At 60.9% G+C, this 23,448-nt stretch carries 24 protein-coding genes and 1 pseudogene; 10 read left to right on the top strand and 15 right to left on the bottom strand.

The window, feature by feature from the left end; genetic code table 11:
- Positions 1-393 (bottom strand): response regulator (locus tag MOV76_RS29205; protein WP_247265843.1); only part of this gene is annotated, 393 nt, incomplete at its 3' end.
- A gap of 340 nt (positions 394-733) precedes the next feature.
- Here MOV76_RS29205 and MOV76_RS29210 point away from each other — a divergent pair.
- The 3 genes from MOV76_RS29210 (at position 734) to MOV76_RS29220 (ending at position 3,602) form a co-directional block, all read left to right on the top strand.
- Positions 734-2,344, top strand: coding sequence for a phosphoenolpyruvate carboxykinase (locus MOV76_RS29210; protein WP_047622443.1), 1,611 nt, complete (start codon positions 734-736; stop codon positions 2,342-2,344).
- 207 nt (positions 2,345-2,551) lie between these two features.
- Entirely contained in the window at positions 2,552-2,989 is a 438-nt protein-coding gene (gene arfB, locus MOV76_RS29215) for an alternative ribosome rescue aminoacyl-tRNA hydrolase ArfB (protein WP_018244187.1), read from the top strand.
- A 1-nt stretch (position 2,990) separates the two neighbouring features.
- Positions 2,991-3,602: an alpha-ketoglutarate-dependent dioxygenase AlkB gene (locus tag MOV76_RS29220; RefSeq protein WP_247265838.1), complete on the top strand. Its 612-nt coding sequence runs from the start codon at positions 2,991-2,993 to the stop codon at positions 3,600-3,602.
- A gap of 13 nt (positions 3,603-3,615) precedes the next feature.
- Here MOV76_RS29220 and coaA read toward each other — a convergent pair whose 3' ends face one another.
- From coaA to hisB, 9 genes are all read right to left on the bottom strand, one after another.
- On the bottom strand, positions 3,616-4,611 hold the full coding sequence (gene coaA / locus MOV76_RS29225) for a type I pantothenate kinase (protein ID WP_018244189.1): 996 nt from the start codon (positions 4,609-4,611) through the stop codon (positions 3,616-3,618).
- Positions 4,608-4,931: a phosphoribosyl-ATP diphosphatase gene (locus MOV76_RS29230; protein ID WP_017995608.1), complete on the bottom strand. Its 324-nt coding sequence runs from the start codon at positions 4,929-4,931 to the stop codon at positions 4,608-4,610. The genes coaA and MOV76_RS29230 overlap by 4 nt, the downstream gene beginning before the upstream one ends.
- A gap of 17 nt (positions 4,932-4,948) precedes the next feature.
- On the bottom strand, positions 4,949-5,737 hold the full coding sequence (hisF, locus tag MOV76_RS29235) for an imidazole glycerol phosphate synthase subunit HisF (RefSeq protein WP_247265839.1): 789 nt from the start codon (positions 5,735-5,737) through the stop codon (positions 4,949-4,951).
- Positions 5,737-6,483, bottom strand: a complete 747-nt coding sequence (hisA, locus tag MOV76_RS29240; RefSeq protein ID WP_018448432.1) for a 1-(5-phosphoribosyl)-5-[(5-phosphoribosylamino)methylideneamino]imidazole-4-carboxamide isomerase — start codon at positions 6,481-6,483, stop codon at positions 5,737-5,739. Before hisA ends, hisF begins: the two co-directional genes overlap by 1 nt.
- A 6-nt stretch (positions 6,484-6,489) precedes the next feature.
- The gene (locus MOV76_RS29245) at positions 6,490-7,047 is read right to left on the bottom strand and encodes a hypothetical protein (RefSeq protein WP_018244191.1); all 558 of its coding nucleotides are present in this window, start codon (positions 7,045-7,047) and stop codon (positions 6,490-6,492) included.
- On the bottom strand, positions 7,044-7,226 hold the full coding sequence (locus MOV76_RS29250) for a hypothetical protein (RefSeq protein WP_018244192.1): 183 nt from the start codon (positions 7,224-7,226) through the stop codon (positions 7,044-7,046). Before MOV76_RS29250 ends, MOV76_RS29245 begins: the two co-directional genes overlap by 4 nt.
- A gap of 120 nt (positions 7,227-7,346) precedes the next feature.
- A complete protein-coding gene (hisH, locus tag MOV76_RS29255) occupies positions 7,347-7,997 on the bottom strand; it encodes an imidazole glycerol phosphate synthase subunit HisH (RefSeq protein WP_018244193.1) in 651 nt (216 codons plus the stop codon).
- Between the two features lie 2 nt (positions 7,998-7,999).
- Positions 8,000-8,485: a DUF2628 domain-containing protein gene (locus tag MOV76_RS29260; RefSeq protein WP_028734076.1), complete on the bottom strand. Its 486-nt coding sequence runs from the start codon at positions 8,483-8,485 to the stop codon at positions 8,000-8,002.
- Between the two features lie 22 nt (positions 8,486-8,507).
- The gene (gene hisB, locus MOV76_RS29265; protein WP_003544176.1) at positions 8,508-9,116 is read right to left on the bottom strand and encodes an imidazoleglycerol-phosphate dehydratase HisB; all 609 of its coding nucleotides are present in this window, start codon (positions 9,114-9,116) and stop codon (positions 8,508-8,510) included.
- 290 nt (positions 9,117-9,406) lie between these two features.
- Here hisB and hslV point away from each other — a divergent pair, with 290 nt between their 5' ends.
- From hslV to MOV76_RS29290, 6 genes and pseudogenes are all read left to right on the top strand, one after another.
- A complete protein-coding gene (gene hslV, locus MOV76_RS29270; RefSeq protein WP_018244195.1) occupies positions 9,407-9,934 on the top strand; it encodes an ATP-dependent protease subunit HslV in 528 nt (175 codons plus the stop codon).
- A gap of 30 nt (positions 9,935-9,964) precedes the next feature.
- A pseudogene (locus MOV76_RS40160) lies at positions 9,965-10,057 on the top strand (GNAT family N-acetyltransferase); the annotation flags it as partial.
- Complete coding sequence (gene hslU / locus MOV76_RS29275) at positions 10,054-11,361, top strand: ATP-dependent protease ATPase subunit HslU (RefSeq protein ID WP_011649875.1); 1,308 nt, start codon at positions 10,054-10,056, stop codon at positions 11,359-11,361. The pseudogene MOV76_RS40160 and the gene hslU, both read left to right, overlap by 4 nt.
- 189 nt (positions 11,362-11,550) lie before the next feature.
- Positions 11,551-12,498 carry a DUF1402 family protein gene (locus tag MOV76_RS29280; protein WP_247265840.1) on the top strand — a complete coding sequence of 316 codons (948 nt, stop codon included), beginning with the start codon at positions 11,551-11,553 and terminating at the stop codon, positions 12,496-12,498.
- Between the two features lie 47 nt (positions 12,499-12,545).
- Complete coding sequence (locus MOV76_RS29285; protein WP_112905611.1) at positions 12,546-13,958, top strand: cytochrome P450; 1,413 nt, start codon at positions 12,546-12,548, stop codon at positions 13,956-13,958.
- An 85-nt stretch (positions 13,959-14,043) separates the two neighbouring features.
- Positions 14,044-16,215, top strand: a complete 2,172-nt coding sequence (locus tag MOV76_RS29290; RefSeq protein WP_247265841.1) for a malate synthase G — start codon at positions 14,044-14,046, stop codon at positions 16,213-16,215.
- A gap of 78 nt (positions 16,216-16,293) precedes the next feature.
- Here the strand turns inward: MOV76_RS29290 and MOV76_RS29295 are convergent, their stop codons facing one another.
- Positions 16,294-16,977 (bottom strand): L,D-transpeptidase, encoded by a 684-nt coding sequence (locus tag MOV76_RS29295; protein ID WP_018244199.1) that lies wholly within the window; start codon positions 16,975-16,977, stop codon positions 16,294-16,296.
- A 179-nt stretch (positions 16,978-17,156) separates the two neighbouring features.
- Here MOV76_RS29295 and MOV76_RS29300 point away from each other — a divergent pair, with 179 nt between their 5' ends.
- The gene (locus MOV76_RS29300; RefSeq protein WP_247265842.1) at positions 17,157-17,651 is read left to right on the top strand and encodes an MmcB family DNA repair protein; all 495 of its coding nucleotides are present in this window, start codon (positions 17,157-17,159) and stop codon (positions 17,649-17,651) included.
- 23 nt (positions 17,652-17,674) lie between these two features.
- Here MOV76_RS29300 and MOV76_RS29305 read toward each other — a convergent pair whose 3' ends face one another.
- The 4 genes from MOV76_RS29305 to MOV76_RS29320 all read right to left on the bottom strand — a co-directional run bounded on the left by MOV76_RS29305 (position 17,675) and on the right by MOV76_RS29320 (position 23,082).
- Positions 17,675-18,253, bottom strand: a complete 579-nt coding sequence (locus MOV76_RS29305; protein ID WP_025396545.1) for an ActR/PrrA/RegA family redox response regulator transcription factor — start codon at positions 18,251-18,253, stop codon at positions 17,675-17,677.
- A 67-nt stretch (positions 18,254-18,320) separates the two neighbouring features.
- Positions 18,321-19,649, bottom strand: a complete 1,329-nt coding sequence (locus MOV76_RS29310) for an ActS/PrrB/RegB family redox-sensitive histidine kinase (RefSeq protein ID WP_408988001.1) — start codon at positions 19,647-19,649, stop codon at positions 18,321-18,323.
- Positions 19,650-19,672: 23 nt separating this feature from the next.
- A complete protein-coding gene (hrpB, locus tag MOV76_RS29315) occupies positions 19,673-22,138 on the bottom strand; it encodes an ATP-dependent helicase HrpB (RefSeq protein WP_130653350.1) in 2,466 nt (821 codons plus the stop codon).
- Positions 22,135-23,082, bottom strand: a complete 948-nt coding sequence (locus MOV76_RS29320; RefSeq protein ID WP_130653351.1) for an ornithine cyclodeaminase family protein — start codon at positions 23,080-23,082, stop codon at positions 22,135-22,137. The genes hrpB and MOV76_RS29320 overlap by 4 nt, the downstream gene beginning before the upstream one ends.
- Positions 23,083-23,448: the final 366 nt, after the last annotated feature.

The following is a 23,448-nucleotide window of genomic DNA, read 5'->3' on the forward strand; positions in this document are numbered from 1 at the left end:
GGGGCTGGTGCCGGCGGCGGCGGCTTCACGGCTTGATGCGCGGCGCAGGACGGCGCGCACGCGCTCCACCAGCAGACGCTGCGAAAAAGGCTTGGTGATGAAATCGTCGGCGCCCATCTTCAGACCGAAGAGTTCATCGATCTCCTCGTCCTTGGAGGTGAGGAAGATGACGGGAATATCCGACTTCTGCCGCAGGCGGCGCAGCAGTTCCATGCCATCCATGCGTGGCATCTTGATGTCGAAGATCGCCAGCTGCGGCGGTCGTGCCAGAAGGCCGTCGAGCGCCGAGGCACCGTCCGTATAAGTCTCGACCTTGTATCCTTCGGCCTCCAGCGCGATCGACACCGAGGTGAGGATGTTGCGGTCGTCATCAACGAGCGCGATTGTCGGCATGGTGTTGGTCTCCGTCATCAGTGCGCAATCTCCCGGACTTTGCTCTCCCCAGGCGGTCTCAATGACCGGATGCGCTTATGGAGGATAAAGGTGGAACAAATTGTGGCAAAGATAAAGGGGGAGGATTGTCGTAAAATTCGCAAAGCAATCTCAGGTGGCATATCAAAATAGTTTAACGCAGACTTTTCAAACGATTTAAAATTGATGGTATAAATTTAAATCGATTAATTATTTGATATCACTGCATTTTCTCAAGTTTTCCATCTTGTGTTTTAAAATTTCTGCCCGTATTTTCGTGCTCAGTTTTAACGGCAACGAGCCTGAGCGAAGGGAACTAGCCATGGAAATGTTCGGAGTTCATAACCCGGCAATAGAGCTGGCAACGGTGGGATTGGGCGGCGCAGCCAGCGTTCGTTACAACTTTTCCGCCGCCGCGCTCTATGAAGAAGCGATCCGCCGGGGCGAAGCCGAACTGACCGCTCAGGGCGCGCTGCGGGCTATCACCGGCCAGCACACGGGCCGTTCGCCGCGCGACAAGTTCGTCGTTCGCGACATCAATACTGATGGCGAAATCTGGTGGGACAACAACAAGCCGATCTCGCCGGAACATTTCGCCTTGTTGCGCGACGATATGCTGGCGCATGCCGCGGGCAAGGAGCTTTTCGTCCAGGACCTCGTCGGCGGCGCCGAGGAAGGCCATGCCCTGCCGACCCGCGTCGTGACCGAGTTCGCCTGGCATTCGCTGTTCATCCGCAATCTGCTGATCCGCCCCGACACCGCAGCGCTGTCCAGCTTCGTCCCGAAGCTGACGATCATCGATCTGCCGAGCTTCAAGGCCGATCCGGCTCGCCACGGCTGCCGTTCGGAAACGGTGATCGCCTGCGATCTCACCAATGGTCTCGTCCTGATCGGCGGCACGTCCTATGCCGGCGAAATGAAGAAATCGGTCTTCACCGTGCTCAACTACCTGCTGCCGGCCAAGGGCGTGATGCCTATGCACTGCTCGGCCAATGTCGGTCCGGACGGTGACGCGGCGGTCTTCTTCGGCCTTTCCGGCACCGGCAAGACGACGCTTTCGGCCGATCCGGCACGGACGCTGATCGGCGATGACGAACACGGCTGGAGCGAAAACGGCATCTTCAACTTCGAAGGCGGCTGCTACGCCAAGACGATCCGCCTCTCGGCTGAAGCCGAGCCGGAAATCTATGCGACGACGCAGCGCTTCGGCACCGTGCTGGAAAACGTCGTGCTGAACGAAAGCCGCGAGCCGGATTTCAACGACGGGTCGCTGACCGAAAACACCCGTTGCGCCTATCCGATGGACTTCATCCCGAACGCTTCGGAAACGGGCCGCGCCGGGCATCCGAAGACGATCATCATGCTGACCGCCGATGCCTTTGGCGTCATGCCACCGATCGCCCGCTTGACGCCTGACCAGGCGATGTATCACTTCCTCTCCGGCTACACCGCCAAGGTGGCCGGCACGGAAAAGGGTGTCGTCGAACCGGAAGCGACCTTCTCCACCTGCTTTGGCGCACCCTTCATGCCGCGGCATCCGGCCGAATATGGCAATCTGCTCAAGGAGCTGATCAGCCGTCATGGTGTCCAATGTTGGCTCGTCAATACCGGCTGGACCGGCGGCGCCTACGGCACCGGCAAGCGTATGCCGATCAAGGCGACGCGCGCACTTCTCGCCGCCGCCCTGACCGGCGAACTTGGACAGGCCGAATTCCGTGCTGACACGAACTTCGGCTTCGCCGTGCCCGTCTCCGTCGACGGCGTCGACAGCAGCATTCTCGATCCGCGCTCGACCTGGGCCGACAGGGCAGCCTATGACGCGCAGGCCGAAAAGCTGGTCTCGATGTTCATTGCGAACTTCGCCAAGTTTGAAAATCATGTCGACGGCGGTGTTCGCGATGCCGCCCCCGGCGTGAAGGTTGCCGCCGAATAAGGCGAACAAGCAATTCCAGCAAAAGTGCGCAGCGGTTTTGCGTCCGGAATTGCGTGAAAACAAAAAGCTAGAGCATTCCGTACTTCCAAGAAGAACGGAATGCCCCAGTCTCTGACTCACGTGAAACCCGGCATCGCAGGATTGCCGGGTTTTTCTTGATCATGGCCGATATTTTCAATTCGCCATTGATGTGAGATAGAACGCCGCATGGCCAGCGACGCGCTCTATATCGATGACAGGATCACCATCGCGGGATGGGAGCTGACGGAACAGTTCGTTCTGGCGGGCGGCCCCGGCGGGCAGAATGTCAACAAGGTCTCGACCGCGGTCCAGCTGTTCTTCAACATCCCGAATTCGCCGTCCCTGAATGATCGTGTCAAAACCAATGCGATCAAGCTGGCCGGCCGGCGCTTGTCGAAGGACGGCGTGCTGATGATCGAGGCGAGCCGGTTTCGCAGCCAGGATCGCAACCGCGAGGATGCGCGCGACCGGCTAAAGGAGCTGATCCTGGAGGCCGCCAAGCCGCCACCGCCGCCACGCAAGAAGACCAAGCCGACCAAGGGTTCGGTCGAACGCCGCCTGAAAGAAAAATCCGGCCGCTCGGAAGTCAAGAAAATGCGCGGCCGCCCCGGCGGTAGTGAATGACATGGTCGCGCTCTTGAACGGCATCCGCCATCTCCCCGGCTATCTCGACCGCGCGCGTCAGGAGGCATTGGTCGAGGTGATCCGCACCATCGTCGCCGAAGCGCCGCATTACGTGCCCGTCATGCCCGGCACCGGTAAGCCGATGTCGGTGCGCATGACCAATTGCGGGCCGCTCGGTTGGGTGACGGACAAGGAGCGCGGCTATCGCTACCAGCCGACGCATCCGGCAACCGGCAGGCCCTGGCCTGATATGCCGCAGCAATTGCTCGATATCTGGAATGACGTTTCGGGTTGCGACAAGCTGCCGGAAGCCTGCCTCGTCAATTTCTACTCCGACGAAGCCCGCATGGGCCTGCATCAGGACAAGGACGAACAGGATCTCAAGGCCCCGGTCGTCTCGATCTCGCTCGGCAACAGCTGCCTCTTTCGTGTCGGCGGCCTCAGCCGCAATGATCCTACGCTGTCTTTCAAACTTTCAAGCGGTGATCTGGTGGTGCTGGGCGGCGAGGGGAGGCTTTGTTTCCACGGCGTCGACCGTATCCATCCGGCGACTTCGACGCTGCTGAAGAATGGCGGCCGCATCAATCTGACGCTGCGCTGCGTCAATCCCTGAAATAGAGACGTCGCTATAGTTTTCGCAGCGCGACCTGTTCGATCAGGTGATCCTTGCCCTTTTTCAGGATGAGATCGGCGCGCGGACGCGTCGGCAGAATGTTCTGGCGCAAGTTTTTCAGGTTGATGTTTGCCCAAAGATCCTCGGCGATTTCGAGCGCTTCCGCGTCGCTGATCGAGGCATAGCGATGGAAATAGGAATTCGGATCGCGGAAGGCGGTCTCGCGCAGCCGCATGAAGCGCGTGACATACCAGTTGTGGATCTCGTCTTCCGCGGCATCGATATAGATCGAGAAGTCGAAGAAGTCGGAGACCATCGGCACAATTCTGCCGCCGGCCGGCAGGTCGCGCGACTGCAGCACGTTGATGCCCTCGAAGATCAGGATGTCGGGCCGGTCGACGATCTTGTATTCGTCCGGCAGCACGTCGTAGACGAGGTGCGAATAGCTGGGCGCCTTCACATCCGGCTGTCCGGCCTTGATGGCCGAGAGGAAGCGCAGGATCGCAGCCGTGTCGTAGCTTTCCGGAAAGCCCTTGCGCTGCATCAGCTTTTCCCGCTGCAGCACGGCGTTCGGATGAAGGAAGCCGTCGGTGGTGACGAGATCGACCTTCGGACTGGAGGGCCAGCGCCCCAGAAGCTCCTTGAGGATGCGGGCGGTGGTCGATTTTCCCACAGCGACCGAGCCGGCGATGCCGATGACGAAGGGCGTCTTCGTCACATCGGACAGGCTGAGGAAGCGGTTGCGCTGTTCGAACAGCATCTGCGAGGATTCGACATGCGCCGACAGCAGCCGTGACAGCGACAGATAGATGCGCCGGACCTCGTCGAGATCGATCGGATCGCCCATCGAACGCAGCCGTTTGACCTCGTCGCTCGTCAGCGTCAACGGCGTGTCGGCGCGGAATTTCGCCCATTGTTCGGAAGAGAAGAAGTGGTAGGGGGAATAGGATTCCGACTGGAAATGATCCAACGTTTCCGGCACCCCGATAATCTCAGTCGCGATACTCATGAACTCTGCCGGCTGGCCTTTTCCTTGAGGCCGGACTGCGCGGTTCTGCGCTCGAGCTCGGCCATGACATTCTCTAACGGTATTTCAGCAATCTTCAATACGACCAATAGGTGATAGAGCACATCGGCAGCCTCATAGGTCAGATTGTCGCGGTCGCCCGTCACCGCCGCCATCACGGCTTCGATCGCTTCTTCGCCGAGCTTCTTTGCCGCTTTCGGCTGGCCGGCGGCCACGAGCTTGGCGGTCCAGGATTGCTCCGGCGAGGCTTTCGATCGCTCTTCGACGATGCTCTCGAGATCGGAAAGGGAAAATCCGCTCATAGGTCCGCTTTCAAGGTTCAGTCGAGACGCATGTCGATGCCGCACTTCCACATATAGTGCTTTGCCTCGCTGACGGAATAGGTGCCGAAGTGGAAGATCGACGCGGCGAGGACGGCATTGGCATGGCCCTCCTTTACCCCGGCGACGAGATCGTCGAGATCGCCGACGCCGCCGGAGGCGATGACAGGCACACGCACTGCATCGGCGATCGCCCGCGTCAGTTCCAGATCGTAGCCGACCTTGGTGCCGTCGCGGTCCATCGAGGTGACCAGCAGCTCGCCGGCGCCGCGCGCCACCATCTTCTGGGCGAATTCGACGGCATCGATGCCGGTCGCGTTGCGGCCGCCATGGGTATAGATTTCCCAGGCGCTGAGATTGTCGCCGCCGACCGCCTGGGTGCGCCGGCGCTTGGCGTCGATCGAGACGACGATGCACTGGTCGCCGAACTTGTCGGCCGCCTCAGTGACAAAGTCGGGATTGCTGACGGCCGCCGAATTGATCGAGACCTTGTCGGCACCGCACAGCAGCAGCTTGCGGATATCGGCGATAGTACGCACCCCGCCGCCGACCGTCAGCGGCATGAAGCATTGGTCGGCCGTGCGCGACACGACATCGAAGATCGTCTCGCGATTGTCCGAGGAAGCGGTGATGTCGAGGAAACAGAGTTCGTCGGCACCGGCCGCATCATAGGCCTTCGCGGCTTCGACGGGATCGCCGGCATCAACGAGGTTGAGGAAGTTGACGCCCTTGACGACGCGGCCGTCCTTGACGTCGAGGCAGGGGATGACACGGGCCTTGAGGGTCATTACGCGGTCTCCTTGGTCCGGGCCGCCTTGATCAGCGCCAGCGCTTCCTTGGGGTCGATACGGCCATCATAAAGCGCACGGCCGGAAATCGCCCCTTCCAGCTTTCGCGCATCGGGCTCCAGCATGCGCCTGACATCGTCGAGAGAGGCAAGGCCGCCCGAGGCGATGACGGGAATGGAAACGGCGTCGGCAAGTTCCAGCGTCGAGGTCCAGTTGATGCCGGCCAGGATGCCGTCACGGTCGATATCGGTGTAGATGATCGCGGCGACGCCGGCCCCCTCGAATTTTCTGGCGAGCTCGATGATACCGAGTTCGGAGGCCTCCGCCCAACCCTCGACGGCCACTTTGCCGCCCTTGGCATCGATGCCAACGGCGACATGACCAGGAAATTTCCGGCAGGCCTCGATGACCAGCGCCGGATTTCTGACCGCCACGGTGCCGAGAATGACGCGTCGCAGCCCGCGCGACAGCCAGGCCTCGATATGATCGAGCGTGCGAATGCCGCCGCCGAGCTGCACCGGATTGTCAGTTGCCTTGAGGATCGCTTCGACGGCATCGCCATTGGCCGAATGTCCCGCGAAGGCGCCGTCGAGATCGACCACATGCAGCCATTCGAAACCCTGATCTTCGAAGGATCTCGCCTGGGCGGACGGATCGGTGTTGTAGACCGTCGCCTGCTGCATGTCGCCGAGCTTCAGGCGGACGCATTGGCCGCCTTTCAGGTCGATCGCGGGAAAAAGGATCATGTCGTCTTACGTCCGTAGAGTGGTCGGTACCATCAGCGCATTCCACGCATCTACGATATCCGAGCGGAAAAAGACAGCGGCAATGGTAGCCGCGCCGAAAAGCAGAAGAAGCAGCAGGATGACGGCAAAGCCGGCCCGGACCTGACGCCAGAAGCCCAGGCGCCTCTTGATCGATTTCTCGATGTTTCGCACCTGGCGCAGCGCATCGTTGTTGACGGCAGTGAGCCGGATCTGCGGCTCCATCGCCTCGACATAGGTTTCGGCATAACTCGAAAGGATCTGCGAGGCGCGGTCGCGCAGCGTATTGCGCAGGTCGGTCGAGAGATAATTGCTGTTGACGGCGGCAAGTTCGGCCTCATCGGGCGAACGGCCGGCATTTCGCTTGCGATGGCTGAGAACGAAATCGCGCTTTTGACGCTCGTAGAGTGCGTAGGCGAGCAGGCCGATCAGATCGTCCTCACCTTCGATATAGAATTCCAGCACGGCCTCGGCGATGTCGCTGGCGCTGACCCCATTTTGCCGCCGGCTCGCACTGTCGTTTGCGGGGAACGATTCATGGATCATCGGTCCAGCCTTTCTTTCAGCGCCTTGGCTGCATTGGAAAGCGCTTGTCTGTGGATGGCTTCGTCGACACGGCGGATGATCGTGCCGCCGGGAAGCTTGATATCAGAAAAGGCAGGCAAGCCTTCCCTGGAGGGCCGCAACGTGTAGAACACCTTGCCTGATTTCCGTGAAGCCGGCATCGAGTGCGCTCCTGTTCCGCCGTTTCCATACAGAGGAAATAAGGCGGCTGTATTAAAAGCCAGCCCTTGGAGCAATTCCAGCAAAACTGCGCAGCGATTTTGCGTCCGGAATTGCGTGAACTATGGGTTCCAGCGCAGGAAATTGCCGATCAGGGCCAGGCCGAGCTTCTGGCTCTTTTCGGGGTGAAACTGTGCTCCGACCATGTTGTCGCGCCCGACGAAAGCGGTCATCGGACCGCCATAGTCGGCCGTCGCAATGACATCCTCGGCGTTTTCGGCAGCAAGATGGTAGGAATGCACAAAATAAGCATGTAGCCCCTGCGACCCTGTCGGAATTCCCTCGAAGAGCGGATGTTCGCGCTTCAGGTCGAGCGTGTTCCAGCCGATCTGCGGGATCTTCAGCGCGGGATCGTCAGGCGTCATCTCGACGACGTCACCGGGAATCCAGTTAAAGCCGTGCGTCACGGTTTTCTCAAGGCCGCGCGAGGACATGAGCTGCATGCCGACGCAAATGCCGAAGAACGGCCGCGCCTTCTTCTCGACAGCCTCGATCAACACCTCGGCCATCCCAGGCACGGCATCGAGGCCGCGCCGGCAATCGGCATAGGCGCCGACACCGGGAAGCACGATACGATCGGCCGCGGCAACATCCTCCGCCCGGTCGGTAAGATCGATATGGGCATCGATGCCCGCTTCGCGGGCGGCACGCTCGAAAGCCTTGGTCGCCGAACGCAGGTTACCGGAGCCATAGTCGATAATCGCGACGCGCATCGTCAGCGTCCTCCATCAAAACCAAAGAGACCAAGCGATGTGCCGTGGCCGCGCGGGCTGTTCGGACGGGCCCTGTTCTGCCAGTCCGGTGCCGCGGCGTCGTCGCTATCCGCGATTACAGCCCTGTCCGAGAAATAGATCTGCTCTGCAATGCCGATCGTATCGGCTGCAATGAGTGCGTCTTCGTTCCATCCCTTGGCGGCAAGCTTGCGGACACGGAAATTCTGGCCCTCGAGACCGACCAGCATATTCACGCCCAGGAGGATTGCCGCTCCCGCCGGCCCGAGGCCCGGTTCGTCCATCAGCGCACCACCAATCCCCTGCAGCAGAAAGGCGGCGGCGGCGTGCAGCCAAAGCCGATGCGCCAGCAGCCAAGCCCATGGAAACAGGAAGCCGAGCAGCGTGAAGCCGTCGCGGATGGTTCGCGTCTCGTCGGCCGTGGCGCTCGTGCTGCCGGGCGGTGTCAGGAAGATATAGCTGGATGTCATTGTCGCCGCTCCCTCTAAGGGCTCAGACGAGCGTGCCCTTGGTCGAGGGAACACGGCCCGCCTGTCTCGGATCGATCTCTGTCGCCGTGCGCAATGCGCGGGCAACGGCCTTGAAGCATGTCTCGGCAATATGGTGGTTGTTGGCACCATAATGGTTGAGAATATGCAAGGTGATGCCGGCATTCTGGGCGAGCGCATGGAAGAATTCGCGAACGAGTTCGGTGTCGAAAGTGCCGATCTTCGGCGCGCTGAAGGCGACATTCCAGACGAGGAACGGCCGACCGGAAAGATCGACAGCAGCCTTGGTCATCGTCTCGTCCATGGCGAGATCGATCGAGGCGTAGCGGGTGATGCCGCGCCGGTCGCCGAGCGCCTTGGAGATCGCCTGGCCGATGGCGATGCCCGTATCTTCGACCGTATGGTGGTCGTCGATATGCAGGTCGCCCTTGGCATCGATCTCCATGTCGATGAGGGAGTGTCGCGAAAGCTGGTCGAGCATATGGTCGAAGAAGCCAACGCCCGTCGAAATCGTCGATTTGCCGGTGCCGTCGAGATTGACGGAAACGGAAATCGAGGTTTCGTTGGTCTTGCGGGAAACGCTGCCCGTGCGGCTTGCTGCGGTCTCGGCCATATGGCCCTCCATCGGGAATAAGGCCGTTCCTTATCAGGCGCATCGGGAAATATCCAGAAGCCGGGCAAGAGAAAAGCCGGCCCATTTGCAATCTGCCTCGGCCCACTTACATAGGGCTCAACAAGGCCGGTGTGCGGCTTAGATCCGGATGATCTCAGGCCCATCGGCCTAAGATCTGAATCCGGATCTAAATTGAAGAAATAGAGCATGATGTCGTCCGAAAACCGCTTCACACTTTTCGGCATCATGCTCTAGCGTAACGGCCCGCGTCATGGGCGGACAGGTGTTTTATGACAACAATCATTACAGTTCGAAAAGGCGGCAAGGTAGTGATGGCGGGCGACGGCCAGGTGAGCCTCGGCCAGACCGTCATGAAGGGCAATGCCCGCAAGGTGCGCCGTATCGGCAAGGGCGAAGTCGTCGCCGGTTTCGCCGGCGCCACTGCCGATGCCTTTACCCTGCTCGAAAGGCTCGAAAAGAAGCTTGAGCAATATCCCGGTCAATTGATGCGTGCCGCCGTCGAGCTCGCCAAGGACTGGCGCACCGACAAATACCTGCGTAATCTCGAAGCCATGATGCTCGTCGCCGACAAGTCGATCACGCTGGCGATCACCGGCAACGGCGACGTCCTGGAACCTGAGCATGGCACGACGGCGATCGGTTCGGGCGGCAATTTTGCCTTGGCCGCCGCCCGTGCGCTTATGGATACTGACAAATCGGCCGAAGAGATTGCTCGCCGCGCCCTCGATATCGCAGCCGACATCTGCGTCTACACGAACCACAATATCGTGGTGGAATCCTTGGATGTTGAAGGCTGAACCCCATGCCTTCCGGCCGCTTGGCCTAGACGAACAGGCCTTCGAGGACTTGGCGAAACAACGACGAATTACGGCCGGGCGCTGCTAATGGCCCTGGACCGCCAGGAGAATAACACCCAATGACGACTTTTTCCCCCCGCGAGATCGTTTCCGAACTCGACCGCTACATCATCGGCCAGCATGATGCCAAACGCGCCGTCGCAATTGCGCTGCGCAACCGCTGGCGCCGCCAGCAGCTCGACCCGAGCCTGCGCGATGAAGTCATGCCGAAGAACATCCTGATGATCGGCCCGACCGGTGTCGGCAAGACCGAGATCTCCCGCCGCCTGGCAAAACTCGCCGGAGCACCCTTCATCAAGGTGGAAGCCACCAAGTTCACCGAAGTCGGCTATGTCGGCCGCGATGTTGAGCAGATCATCCGCGATCTGGTCGAAGTCGGCATCGGTCTGGTGCGCGAGAAGAAGCGGGCCGAGGTGCAGGCCAAGGCGCATGTGAGCGCCGAGGAGCGTGTTCTCGATGCGCTGGTCGGTACGACAGCATCGCCCGCTACCCGCGAAAACTTCCGCAAGAAGCTGAGGGATGGCGAACTCGATGATAAGGAAATCGATATCGAGGTGGCCGATGCCGGTTCCGGCATGGGTGGCTTTGAAATTCCTGGCATGCCGGGCGCCAATATCGGCGTGCTGAACCTGTCGGAAATGTTCGGCAAGGCGATGGGCGGCCGCACCAAGAAGGTCCGCACCACCGTCAAGGCCTCCTATAGTGACCTGATCCGCGACGAATCCGACAAGTTGATCGACAACGAAGTGATCCAGCGCGAAGCCGTTCGCTCCACCGAGAATGACGGCATCGTCTTCCTCGACGAAATCGACAAGATCGCCGCCCGCGACGGTGGCATGGGCGCCGGCGTTTCGCGCGAAGGCGTCCAGCGCGACCTCTTGCCGCTCGTTGAAGGCACGACGGTTTCGACCAAGTACGGACCGGTGAAGACAGACCACATCCTCTTCATCGCCTCCGGCGCCTTCCATGTCTCCAAGCCCTCGGATCTTTTGCCGGAGCTGCAAGGCCGCCTGCCGATCCGTGTCGAATTGCGTCCGCTGAACAAGGATGATTTCCGTCGAATCCTGACCGAGACGGAAGCGAGCCTTATCCGTCAGTACCGCGCACTGATGGAAACCGAAAGCCTGAGCCTCGAATTCACCGACGACGCGATCGACGCGCTTGCCGATGTCGCCGTGCATCTTAACTCTTCCGTCGAAAACATCGGCGCACGCCGTCTGCAGACGGTCATGGAGCGGGTGCTCGACGATATTTCCTATAACGCGCCGGATCGGGGCGGGACGGCCGTGACGATCGATGCCGCCTATGTGCGCGAGCATGTCGGCGATCTCGCACAGAACACGGACTTGTCGCGCTTCATTCTGTGATATCGGCGCACCGGTTCATGTCTTTCCCGGTATGAATGCCGGATTGTGACGAACTCGACTCTCGACAGCGGGCCTTTTACTTTCTAGTGAAGGCCCGTTTTGTTTTCTGCTCCGGCTTTATTCGGCCAAGATTCTGGTCCAGGCAGCCGCATCGCAAACAGGACGATGGAACGGACGGGATAACGGATCGTGCGACGCCTTTTGACAAGCCTTATGATTGCCGTTGCCCTGGTGAACTCGGCGCCTGCCTTCGCGATGCAGACGGTGCCGGCGGGCAATCGTCACGTTGAGCAGCCCGATATTCCAGGCGCTTCCATCAGGCGCACCAAGGGCACCAAGAGCAGCTTCGATCTGAAATACGAAAAGGTTCATGAGCTTCTGGCGACCGATCGCGAGCTGATGGGCAAGATCCGGAAGATCTCCAGCGCCTACGGCATCAATCCCATCCATGTCGTCGGCGCGATCGTCGGCGAGCACACCTATAATGTCGATGCCTATGACCGGCTGCAGGCCTATTATGTCAAGGCGGCCTCCTATGCCGGAGAAAGCTTCCGCTTCGCCTATGACGGCGAAAGCGTCGACGAATTCGTGGCGCGGCCGCAATTTTCCGAATGCAAGGGCAAGAGCGATTCCTACACGCTCTGGTCCTGCCGCGAAGATGTCTGGGAAAGCGATTTCCGCGGCAAGACGGTAGGCGGCAAGAGTTTCCCCAACAACCGCTTCAGCGCGGTCTTCTTCCAGCCTTTCTACGCCGGCCAGACCTTCGGCCTCGGCCAGGTCAATCCGCTGACGGCACTGATGCTCTCCGATCTCGTGACCCGCGTGTCGGGTTATCCGAAGCTGAATGAGAAGGATGCCGGCGCCGTCTACAAGGCAATCATGGATCCCGATATCTCGCTCGCCTTCGTCGCGGCCTCGATCCGCAGGTCGATCGACGACTACAAGGAGATCGCCGGCATGGATATCTCGGGCAATCCCGGCCTGACGGCGACGCTTTATAATGTCGGCAATTCGCGCCAGCGCGCCGCAGCACTTGCTGCGAAGAACCGGGGCGCCGGTACGACCGTCTGGCCGGAAGAAAATTATTACGGCTGGCTGATCAACGACAAGCTGGACGAACTTAAGGGCCTGCTCTAGCTTCAAGCTTGCCGGGAAGCTTAGATCTTCCCCGAAAGGCTTTTACGATGGACATGCGTCCGGACCCCTTCGTTCCGCCAGCACCGCTGCCGCGTACCGTACCGCCGAGCCGGCTGGAAATCATTCGCATCATCCTGCGCAATCCGCTCGAACTTTGGGGCGAGCCGTCCTACACGCTTCCCTGGATCCGTACCAATTTCTTCGGGCAGAGGACGCTGATCGTCAACGATCCCGGCCTTATCAAACATGTGCTGGTCGACAATGCCAATAATTACCGCATGTCGGATGTGCGCCAACTCGTCTTGCGTCCGATCCTCCGCGACGGCCTTCTGACCGCCGAAGGTTCGGTCTGGAAAAGATCGCGCAAGGCGGTGGCGCCTGTCTTCACGCCTCGCCACGCCCAAGGCTTCGCCGGGCAGATGCTGCGCCAGTCCGAAGACTATGTCCGTAAATATGAGAGCGCAGACGAGGCAGGCGCAATTTTCGATATCAGCACCGACATGACCGAGCTGACCTTCGCGATTCTCGCCGATACGTTGTTCTCCGGTGAAATCGTCACCTCGAGCGGCCATTTCGCCGACGATGTCAATGAACTCCTGCATCGCATGGGCCGCGTCGATCCGATGGATCTGATGCGCGCTCCGTCTTGGGTTCCACGTGTGACACGCATCGGCGGTCAGAAAGTGCTGGAGAAATTCCGCGCCATCGTGCGCAACACGATGGATATGCGGCTCGCAAAGATGAAGGCGAATCGCAGCACCGCGCCCGAGGATTTCCTGACCCTGCTCCTGGAACAGGCCGGCCCTGAGGGGCTGACGAAGGAGGAGATCGAAGACAATATTCTGACCTTCATCGGCGCCGGGCATGAGACCACAGCCCGGGCATTGGCCTGGACGCTGTATTGCGTATCAAACAGCCCGCATATCCGCGAAGCGATGGAAGAAGAAATCGACGCGGTGCTCGCCACCGGGGCTGAACCCGTGGAATGGCTGGATATGATGCCGCAGACGCGCGCCGCCTTTGAGGAGGCTTTGCGCCTCTATCCGCCGGCGCCATCCATCAATCGCGCCGCCATATCGAATGATTCCTGGACAAGCCCCAAGGGCGAGCGGGTCGAGATCGAGGCCGGTGTCACGGTGCTGATCATGCCCTGGACGTTGCATCGCCACGAACTTCACTGGGACAGGCCACGTGCCTATATGCCCGAACGCTTCCTGCCGGAAAATCGCGGCTCGATCGGCCGTTTCCAGTTCCTGCCTTTCGGCGCCGGTCCGCGTGTCTGCATCGGTGCAACATTTGCACTTCAGGAGGCGGTGATCGCCCTTGCCGTCCTGATGCATCGCTATCGTTTCGATTCCACCGATCAGACCAACCCCTGGCCGGTGCAGAAGCTGACGACGCAGCCGCAGAATGGCCTGCCGATGCGCGTGACACCGCGCATAATTTCCACGAAGGCATAAATCTTTCGAATTATTGCAGAATTGACTGTGAATGAAAGCCGGGCAAAGTGGCAGCATTCAAAGTCGTTGCCAGGGAGAATGTCGCATGAGCCGCGTTGATAAGAACGGTCTTGCCATCGAAACCGTCCTTCATGATTTCCTCGTCAAGGAGGTGCTGCAGGGTCTGGCGGTCGATGCAGACAAGTTCTTTGCCGATTTTTCGGCGATCGTCCACGATCTCGCCCCGAAAAATCGTGCGCTGCTGGCAAAACGCGACGACCTGCAGGTGAAGATCGACGACTGGTATCGCCGGCATGGCGCCCCGGCGGATATGGACGACTACCAGTCCTTCCTCCGCGAAATCGGCTATCTCCTGCCGGAAGGCTCGGACTTTCAGGTTTCGACCCAAAATGTCGATCCGGAGATCGCCTCGATCGCCGGCCCGCAGCTCGTCGTTCCCGTCATGAACGCCCGCTATGCTCTGAACGCCGCCAATGCCCGCTGGGGCTCGCTCTACGATGCGCTCTACGGCACGGACGCGATTCCCGAGAGCGACGGCGCCGAGAAGGGCAAGGGCTACAATCCGAAACGCGGCGAGAAGGTCATCGCCTGGGTGCGCGATTTCCTCGATACATCAGTGCCGTTGCAGGACTGCCGCTGGAAGGATGTCGGAAGCTTCGCCGTCAAGGATGGAGCGCTGGTCGTCAGATCGGTCGATGGCGAGCAGGCAATGCTGACGGACGACAAGCATTTTGCCGGCTATCGTGGTGACGCCGTCGCTCCCACGCATATTCTTCTAAAGAACAATGGTATTCACATCGAAATCGTCATCGATGCGACGACGACGATCGGAAAAGCCGATCCGGCCGATATTTCCGATGTCTGGCTGGAGTCGGCAATCACGACAATCATGGACTGCGAGGATTCGATTGCCGCTGTCGATGCCGAGGACAAGGTCGTCGTCTATCGCAACTGGCTCGGTCTGATGAAAGGCGACCTGCAGGAAGAGGTGGCAAAGGGCGGAACAAGCTTCATCCGCAAGCTCAACCCGGATCTGCAATATGCCGGTCCGGACGGCACCTCCTTCGAGGTGCATCGCCGCTCGCTGATGCTGGTGCGCAATGTCGGCCACCTCATGACCAATCCGGCGATCCTCGACCGCGACGGCAACGAAGTGCCTGAAGGCATCATGGATGCTGTGATCACCGGCTTGATCGCGCTTTACGATATTGGCCCGGCCGGCCGGAAGAAGAATTCCCGCGCCGGCTCCATGTATGTGGTCAAGCCGAAGATGCATGGGCCCGAAGAGGTCGCCTTCGCCGTCGAAATCTTCTCGCGGGTCGAAGATGCGCTTGGCCTGCCGCGCAATACCATCAAGATGGGCATTATGGATGAGGAACGCCGCACGACCGTCAACCTCAAGGAATGCATCCGCTCTGCCCGCGAGCGCGTCGTCTTCATCAATACCGGCTTCCTCGATCGGACCGGTGACGAGATCCACACCTCGATGGAAGCCGGTCCGATGATTCGCAAGGGCGACATGCGTCAGGCGGCCTGGATTTCCGCTTATGAGAACTGGAACGTCGACATCGGCCTCGAATGCGGTCTTTCCGGCCACGCCCAGATCGGCAAGGGTATGTGGGCAATGCCCGATCTGATGGCGGCGATGCTCGAACAGAAGATCGCCCACCCGAAGGCTGGCGCCAACACCGCCTGGGTGCCGTCGCCGACGGCCGCAACCCTGCATGCCACCCATTATCACCGGGTCAATGTCGCCCGAGTTCAACAGGGACTGAAAGACCGCGCTCGCGCCAAGCTCTCCGACATTCTCTCCGTGCCGGTTGCGGTGCGGCCGAACTGGACGCCGGAGGAAATCCAGCGCGAACTCGATAACAATGCCCAGGGCATCCTTGGCTACGTCGTGCGCTGGGTCGATCAGGGTGTCGGCTGCTCGAAGGTGCCCGACATCAACAATGTCGGCCTGATGGAAGATCGCGCGACGCTGCGCATTTCGGCCCAACACATGACGAACTGGTTGCATCACAAGGTCGTCACCGAAGCTCAGATCGTCGAGACCATGAAACGCATGGCCGCCGTCGTCGACGGGCAGAATGCGTCGGATATCGCCTATCAGCCGATGGCCGGCAATTTCGACGATTCGATTGCCTTCCAGGCTGCCCTCGATCTCGTCCTGAAGGGTAGGGAACAGCCGAACGGTTACACCGAGCCGGTGCTTCACCGCCGTCGCCTCGAGCTCAAGGCGAAACAGGCCGCCTGATGGCGTGAGGGAGGATGCGAAAAAGGCCGCCGGGACGACAGTCCGGCGGCCTTTTTTATACCGAATTCGGCAATTAGCTTACTGGATGACGACGACCTTGGACGTGCCCTTGCCGGGACGGACGCGGCTGTACAGGTCGATGACATCCTGGTTCATCAGGCGAATGCAGCCCGAGGAAGCGGCGGTGCCAATCGAGGCCCATTCCGGCGTGCCGTGCAGGCGGAAGAGCGTGTCCTTGCCGTCTTCGTTGAAGAGATACATGGCGCGTGCGCCGAGAGGATTGGTGAGGCCCGGGCCCATGCCGTCTTCGACGTACTTGGCGAGATCAGGCCGGCGGACAGCCATTTCCTTTGGCGGGTGCCAGTTCGGCCATTCCTGCTTCCAGGCGACGTAGGCGGTGCCGGCCCATGCGAAGCCCTGCTTGCCGACGCCGATGCCGTAGCGCATCGCCTTGCCGTTGGCCAGGATGTAATAGAGGAAGCGCTCGCGCGTGTTGACAATAATCGTACCGGGGCGCTCGGTGGTCTCGTAGCTGACGACCTGGCGGCGGAACTGCGGCTTGACCCTATCAATCGGGATCGCCGGCAGGGAGTATCCGGCATCCTTCGTCACGCCGTAGGCGTCATTGAAGATCTGTGCTGTCTGTACCGTTGGGCCTGCGCCCTTGTCGTCGACGGATGCGCTGTCTGATGTCGTGGAGCAACCGGCCAGAGCGAGCGTCGCCAGCAGGCCAAATACAGGGAATGCATTGCAGATGCGCATGGATGACTCTTGAAGTTTTGGGGCAAGGAGAACGGTCTTTCGACCATCGTTGATTATGGTTTATTTTCGATTAACTTGCGCTTTGCAAGGCTACTGCAGCGCGACAAATCCGTCTGCGGCGCAAATTAGAAGCGCATGGTTTTTTTGCAACAACACGCCAGCCCCTCTGATGGTTATCCATGACGATTTTGAGCGTTTACAATAACAATCCGTTAATCGATGGCCGGCAATCGGACAGGGCCATGATGATACGGCGCGGAACGCAGATATTGCTGCATGAAATGCGCCACGCCGTGCTGCCCGAACTGCCGCTAGCCAGCGGCCGCCGCGCCGATCTGATCACTCTTTCGGACAAGGGCGAGGTCTGGATCATCGAAATCAAGACGTCGATCGAGGATTTCAGGGTGGATCGCAAATGGCCGGAATATAGGCTGCATTGCGACCGTCTATTCTTTGCGACTCACAAGGATGTGCCGCTGGAGATCTTTCCCGAGGAATGCGGACTGTTCCTGTCGGATGGTTATGGCGCCCATATGATCCGCGAGGCGCCGGAACACCGCATGGCGCCGGGCACGCGCAAATCCGTCACGCTCAACTTCTCGCGTGCCGCCGCCCAAAGGCTGATGATGGCCGAATGGGCGAGCGGAAAACCGTTCACTGTGGACGACGTCTAATTATAAGCGCGCGAGGTGTTCGTCTATTTCGGCGCGCGTTTGGCAAGGATACGCTGCAGCGTCCGCCGGTGCATGTTGAGCCGGCGCGCCGTTTCGGAAACATTGCGCTCGCACATTTCATAGACCCGCTGGATGTGTTCCCAGCGCACGCGGTCGGCCGACATCGGATTTTCGGGAAGCTCAGCCTTTTCGCCCGGCCGCTGTGTCAGCGCCGAAAACACGTCGTCGGCATCTGCAGGCTTTGCAAGATAATCGACGGCGCCGAGCTTCACGGCCGTTACCGCCGTTGCGATATTGCCGTAGCCGGTCAGCACGATGATCCTGGTGTCGTCGCGCCGCTGACGGATCGCCTCGATGACGTCGAGCCCATTGCCGTCGCCGAGCCGAAGGTCGACCACCGCATATTTCGGCGGCCTGCCTTTCGATTTCGCAACGCCCTCCGCCACTGATTCGGCCGTCTCCACCTGGAAGCCGCGCGTCTCCATCGCCCGTGCCAGGCGGCGCAGGAACGGCCCGTCGTCGTCGACGATCAGTAGGCTGGCGTCGGGACCGATATGATCCTCGTCCGACGCGGCGAAATTGTCATGATTCTGTTCTGTCATCGTCTCGGTCCCGGCGGTTGAGCGCCCGATCTGCGTCAACCGCTATATCCTGTTTATGCCGACAAAGTCATTTTGTCGAATTTGCGTCAATCAGCATGCGCGGCCATTCGATTCGGATACGCGCGCCCGCACTTTCCGGATCGCGGTTCTCGAAAACCAGCGATGCGCCGGAGCGCTCCAGCAGCGTCTTGGCGATGAAAAGTCCAAGCCCGAGGCCGCCCGCCGTATCCTCCTTCTGCCGCTTGGTCACATAGGGTTCGCCGATCCGCGTCAGAATGTCAGGCGCATAACCGTTGCCATCGTCCTCGATGACGATCAGCACTTTGTCGTGATCGTGCTCGACAGTAACGATCACTTTCTCCCGCGCATAATCGACGGCGTTTTCGATCAGGTTGCCGAGCCCGTACATGATGCCGGCATTGCGGTCGGTGACCGGCTCACCCTTGCGCGGGCTCTTTTCGATGAGCTCGAGAGCGATACCGAATTCCCGGTGCGGGGCGACGATCTCCTCGATCATCGACGAAAGCGGCAGGCGGCGCATATGCGCCTCGTCTTCGGAGGAAAGCGTCGTCAGCCGCCGCAGGATGTCACGGCAGCGTTCGCTCTGGCTGCGCAGCAGCATCACGTCCTCGCGGAAACGATCGTCGTTCTTGAGTTCCCGCTCCATTTCCTTGGCGACGACGCTGATCGTCGCAAGCGGCGTACCGAGCTCATGGGCGGCCGCAGCCGCCAGGCCGTCGAGCTGCGACAGATGCTTTTCCCGCTGCAGCACCAGTTCGGTCGCAGCCAGCGCATCGGCAAGCTGGCTCGCTTCCATCGAGACCCGATAGGCATAAAAGGCGGCAAATGCCATCGTCGAGGCAATCGAGCACCAGACACCGAACTGCATGACGTTGTGCACGTTGATCTCGACCCCGTCGAACCAGGGCAGCGGAAAGGGCGAAAAGGCAAGCACCGTGATGCAGACCATCGCAAAGCCGATCAGCGCGGTGCTGTAGCGGATCGGCTGCGAGGCAAAGGAGATGATGACGGGCACGCAGACGAGCGCCGCGAAAGGATTGGCAAGGCCACCGGTGATGAAGAGCAGAGCGCAGAGCTGCAAGAGATCGAAGCCGAGCAGCGCAAAGGCGGCTGGCGGTTCCAGCCGATGCGTCGGCGGATAGCGGATCGTCAAGTAGAAATTCACCCAGGCAAGGGCGGCGATCAACGAAGAGCTGGCAATCAACGGCAGAGGAAATTTCAGCCAGAAGGCAACGATAAAAACCGTCAGCGCCTGTCCGCCGACGGCAAGCCAGCGCAGCCGCACCAATGTCTGCAGACGCAGCCTGCGGCTGTTGTGCCGGTCCTCCAGCGTATAGCCTTCCGTGTTGTCGATCATGCTAGGCTTGTCGATCATGCCGGGGGCTCCTTGAATGGCCCTCATGTACCACGCGGTTTTGCCCGTGTCGTCGGCAACGCATCCTCCGGCCGCTCCGGCCAGGGATGCCGGGGATAGCGGCCGCGCATATCTGCACGCACATCCTTCCACGAGCCGGCCCAGAAGCCCGGCAGGTCGCGTGTCGTCTGGATCGGCCGGTGCGCCGGCGAGGTGAGCTCGAGCAGCAGCGGCAGGCGGCCACCGGCAATGGCTGGATGCTGCTTCAGTCCAAACAGCTCCTGTACGCGGATCGTCAGCACCGGCTCCTCACCCTCATACTGGATCGGATGCCTTTGGCCGGTCGGCGCTTCGAAATGCGTTGGCGCAAGCCGGCTGAGGTCGCGCTGCAATTCGTGCGGTACCAGCGCTATCAGCCCGTTCGAAAGGCCGGCTGCGGAAATCTCGGAAAGGCCGCGGGCCTCGGTCTGAAAGGGTGCGAACCACTCGTCCAGCCGGGAAAGCAGGGCGCTGTCGCTGACATCAGGCCAGGGCTCGCCGATCGTCCGATGCAGGAATCCGATCCGCTCGCGAAGCTGCACGGCCTCTTTCGAGAAGGCAAGCTGATCGAGCCCCAGCTCGCGCACTCCCTCCACCAGTGCCTGGGTGACTGCTGCCCCGGAAGGTCGTGGCAACGGCGTCTCTTCGAAGACGATCGCGCCGAGTCGGGTTGCCCGCCGCGCTCTGACTTGCCGGCTCTGTCGGTCGAAGAATATCTGGTCCCCGGTTTTGATTTCGCCCGGTAACTCGGCTTCGATGTCGCCGCGTGTCACCTCGGCAGCTGCCAGAATCCGCGCCTGGGCTGCCCGTCCGGTCAGGTCGGCAATCACCAGCATCTGGCTGCCGGCCAGCCTCTCGGTTTCCGGTAGCTCCGCTCCACGCCCGTTCGCCATTACGAATCGCCCGCGCCCGCCGCGCTGAAGAGCGATTCGATCTGGGAACGCATGCAGCAGCAGCTGGCCTGCAAGCGCCGGCGCCGTTGAGGCAACGCTGTCGAGACCGCTTGCCAGCCGTCCTGCCAGCCGCCTTGAAGCCTCCGCTCTCTCGCCCCGCTCGGCCTTGAAGCGTCGCAGCCGCTCCTCGATATCGATACTCGTTCCGCCAAGCCCCTGCTCGGTGAGAAGCACGGCGATCATCGCCGCATCCCGTGCGTGTCCCGCTTCTCCGGCCGAGACGACCATGGCGGCAAGCCGCGGCGGCAAAGCCAGATCGCGCATGACCTTGCCCCGCGCTGTCAGCGCTCCATCCTTGTCGAGCGCTCCGAGCTGGCCAAGCAGAACCCGCGCCTCCCTCAGGGTCGTTTCCGGCGGCTGATCGACGAAGGCAAGCGATGCCGAATCTTGAACGCCCCAATGCGCGAGGTCGAGCACCAGCCCCGAGAGATCGCTGGAAAGGATCTGCGGCGGTGTGAAGGCCGGCAATGCCGCCGTCTGTCCCTGGTGCCACAGCCTGACCGCGATGCCCGGCTCCGTTCGTCCGGCACGACCCGCCCGCTGATCGGCGGAAGCCCGCGACACGCGCACCGTCTCCAGCCGCGTGATTCCGGTCGACGCCTCGAATACCGGCAGACGCTGCAAGCCGCTGTCGATCACGATCCTGACGCCGTCAATGGTGATCGATGTTTCGGCGATAGACGTTGCAAGCACGATCTTGCGTGTCCCCTGGGATGCCGGCCGGATCGCCGCATCCTGCTCCTTCTGGCTGAGATTGCCGTAGAGCGGCGCAATCAGCGTCTCGGCTCCGAATCGTCCCTGCAGGCGTTCTACGGTTCGCGTGATTTCCGCCTGGCCGGGCAGGAAGGCAAGGATCGAGCCGGCCTCATTGGCAAGCGCATCGAGTATTGCCCGCGTGACCGCATCCTCGATGCGCTCGCCGCCCGGCCGATCCTGGTAACGGATATCGATCGGAAAGCTGCGCCCGAGGCTTTCGATCACCGGTGGGTGGTCGAGCAGGGCGGCCACGCGTTCGACGTCGAGGGTCGCCGACATCACGAGGATACGCAGATCGTCGCGCAGCGCCGACTGGACGTCGAGCGCCAGTGCGAGTCCGAAGTCTGCGTCCAGCGAACGCTCGTGGAACTCGTCGAAGATGACAACCGAGACACCGGCCAGTTCCGGATCGTCGAGGATCATCCGGGCAAAAACTCCTTCGGTCACCACCTCGATCCGTGTCGCTGCCGATATCCTGTTGTCAAGGCGCATGCGGTAGCCGACCGTCCCGCCGACCTGTTCGCCGATCAGCGATGCCATCCGACCTGCCGCCGCCCGCGCCGCCAGCCGACGTGGCTCCAGCAGGATGATCTTGCCGTCGCCGCGCCAGGCCTGACCAAGCAGGTGGAGCGGCACCAGCGTCGTCTTGCCGGCGCCGGGCGGGGCGGAAAGAACGGCGCGCATTTGCTTTTCCAGCGCAGCAGCGACGGCCGGCAGGACATGTGAAACCGGAAGTTCCGGCAAGGATGCACTGATTGTCACTTTCGGCCCGTCACTGTCTCATAGGCAAGAATGGCGCCGGCGAGATCCTCCAAAGCCGCGCCGACCGACTTGAACAGCGTGATCTCCTCGTCATGGCTTCGTCCGCCATGGGCACCGCTGACGAGTTCCGCAAGCTCAGCCCTGATGTCGCCTTCCTTCAGCACGCCACTTTTCAGCGGCTGGACGATGTCGCCCGCCTCGCTGATGGCGCCGGCGCGGGTATCGACATAAATCGAAGCACGACGGATGGCCTCGTCGTCGCTTTCGCGCATGCTCGGCTTGAAGGCGCCGACGAGATCGAGATGGGCGCCGGGCTTCAGCCATTCGCCTGATATCAGCGGCTCGTTGGAAAGCGTGGCGCAGGAAATGATGTCAGCTGTCCGCGCTGCGGCTTCAGCATCCGCGACCGCCTCGGCATTCAGCCCGAGCGCCCGTGCTTCGGCTGCGATCTTTTTCGCCGCTTGGCCGTTGCGGCCCCAGACCCGGTACCTCTTGATCGGCCGGGTCGTGCCGTGGGCCAGCATCAGGTTAAGCGACAGCCGCCCGGTTCCGCAGACGAGCAACTCTTCCGCGTCGGGGCGGGCGAGATGACGGGCCGCCAGCGCCGATGCGGCCGCCGTCCGCCGCGCGGTCAACTCGCCGCCGTCGATTGCAGCAAGCATTTCGCCGGTAGCGCCGGAGGAAAGAAGATAGGTTCCGAAGATCGCCGGCAGGCCCCGCCGCACATTGCCTGGAAAGACCGAGACCGTTTTCACCCCGGCATAGCGTCCGGGAACCCAGGCCGGCATCAAGAGCAGTGTGGCGCTTTCCTCATCCGGCACGTCCATTTCATGGTGATGGCGCACCGGCATCACGCATTCGCTCTGGAACATCCGGGCGATCGCCTCGATCAATTCCGGCCAGGGCAGGGCCGCCCGCGTCTGTTCTTCATCAAGGACAAGCATTCTTCACTCCGCCGCATCGTTCTTCATCGCCAAACTAGCGAGTGAGGCGTGGCATAGGCAAGCGCCCTGGAATTCCCTGCCAAGCGCCCCATATAAGCCTTGTCTCCCTCGTCGAAGCCGTTCTTGGGGATTCGGCGAAAACGAATCTCAAAAGCCACCCATTCGGGCGGTGAATTTCGTCGTTTTTGGAGATGAGAGCTAAAAGCCCTTCATTTTCAACCTGTTACAAAAATGTCAAAAAACTTTTGTTTGGTGTGTTGACTGTTTGGGAGGGTTAGTTCTATAAGCCCACTCACTGAACGAGGGCGGCGGCGCTGCTGGCGACGAAGTCTTTCGTTCTAAAGAAACTCAAGCGGATTAGCGGTA

This window comes from Rhizobium sp. PRIMUS64 (assembly GCF_023006465.1).
Classification (GTDB): Bacteria; Pseudomonadota; Alphaproteobacteria; order Rhizobiales; family Rhizobiaceae; genus Rhizobium; species Rhizobium leguminosarum.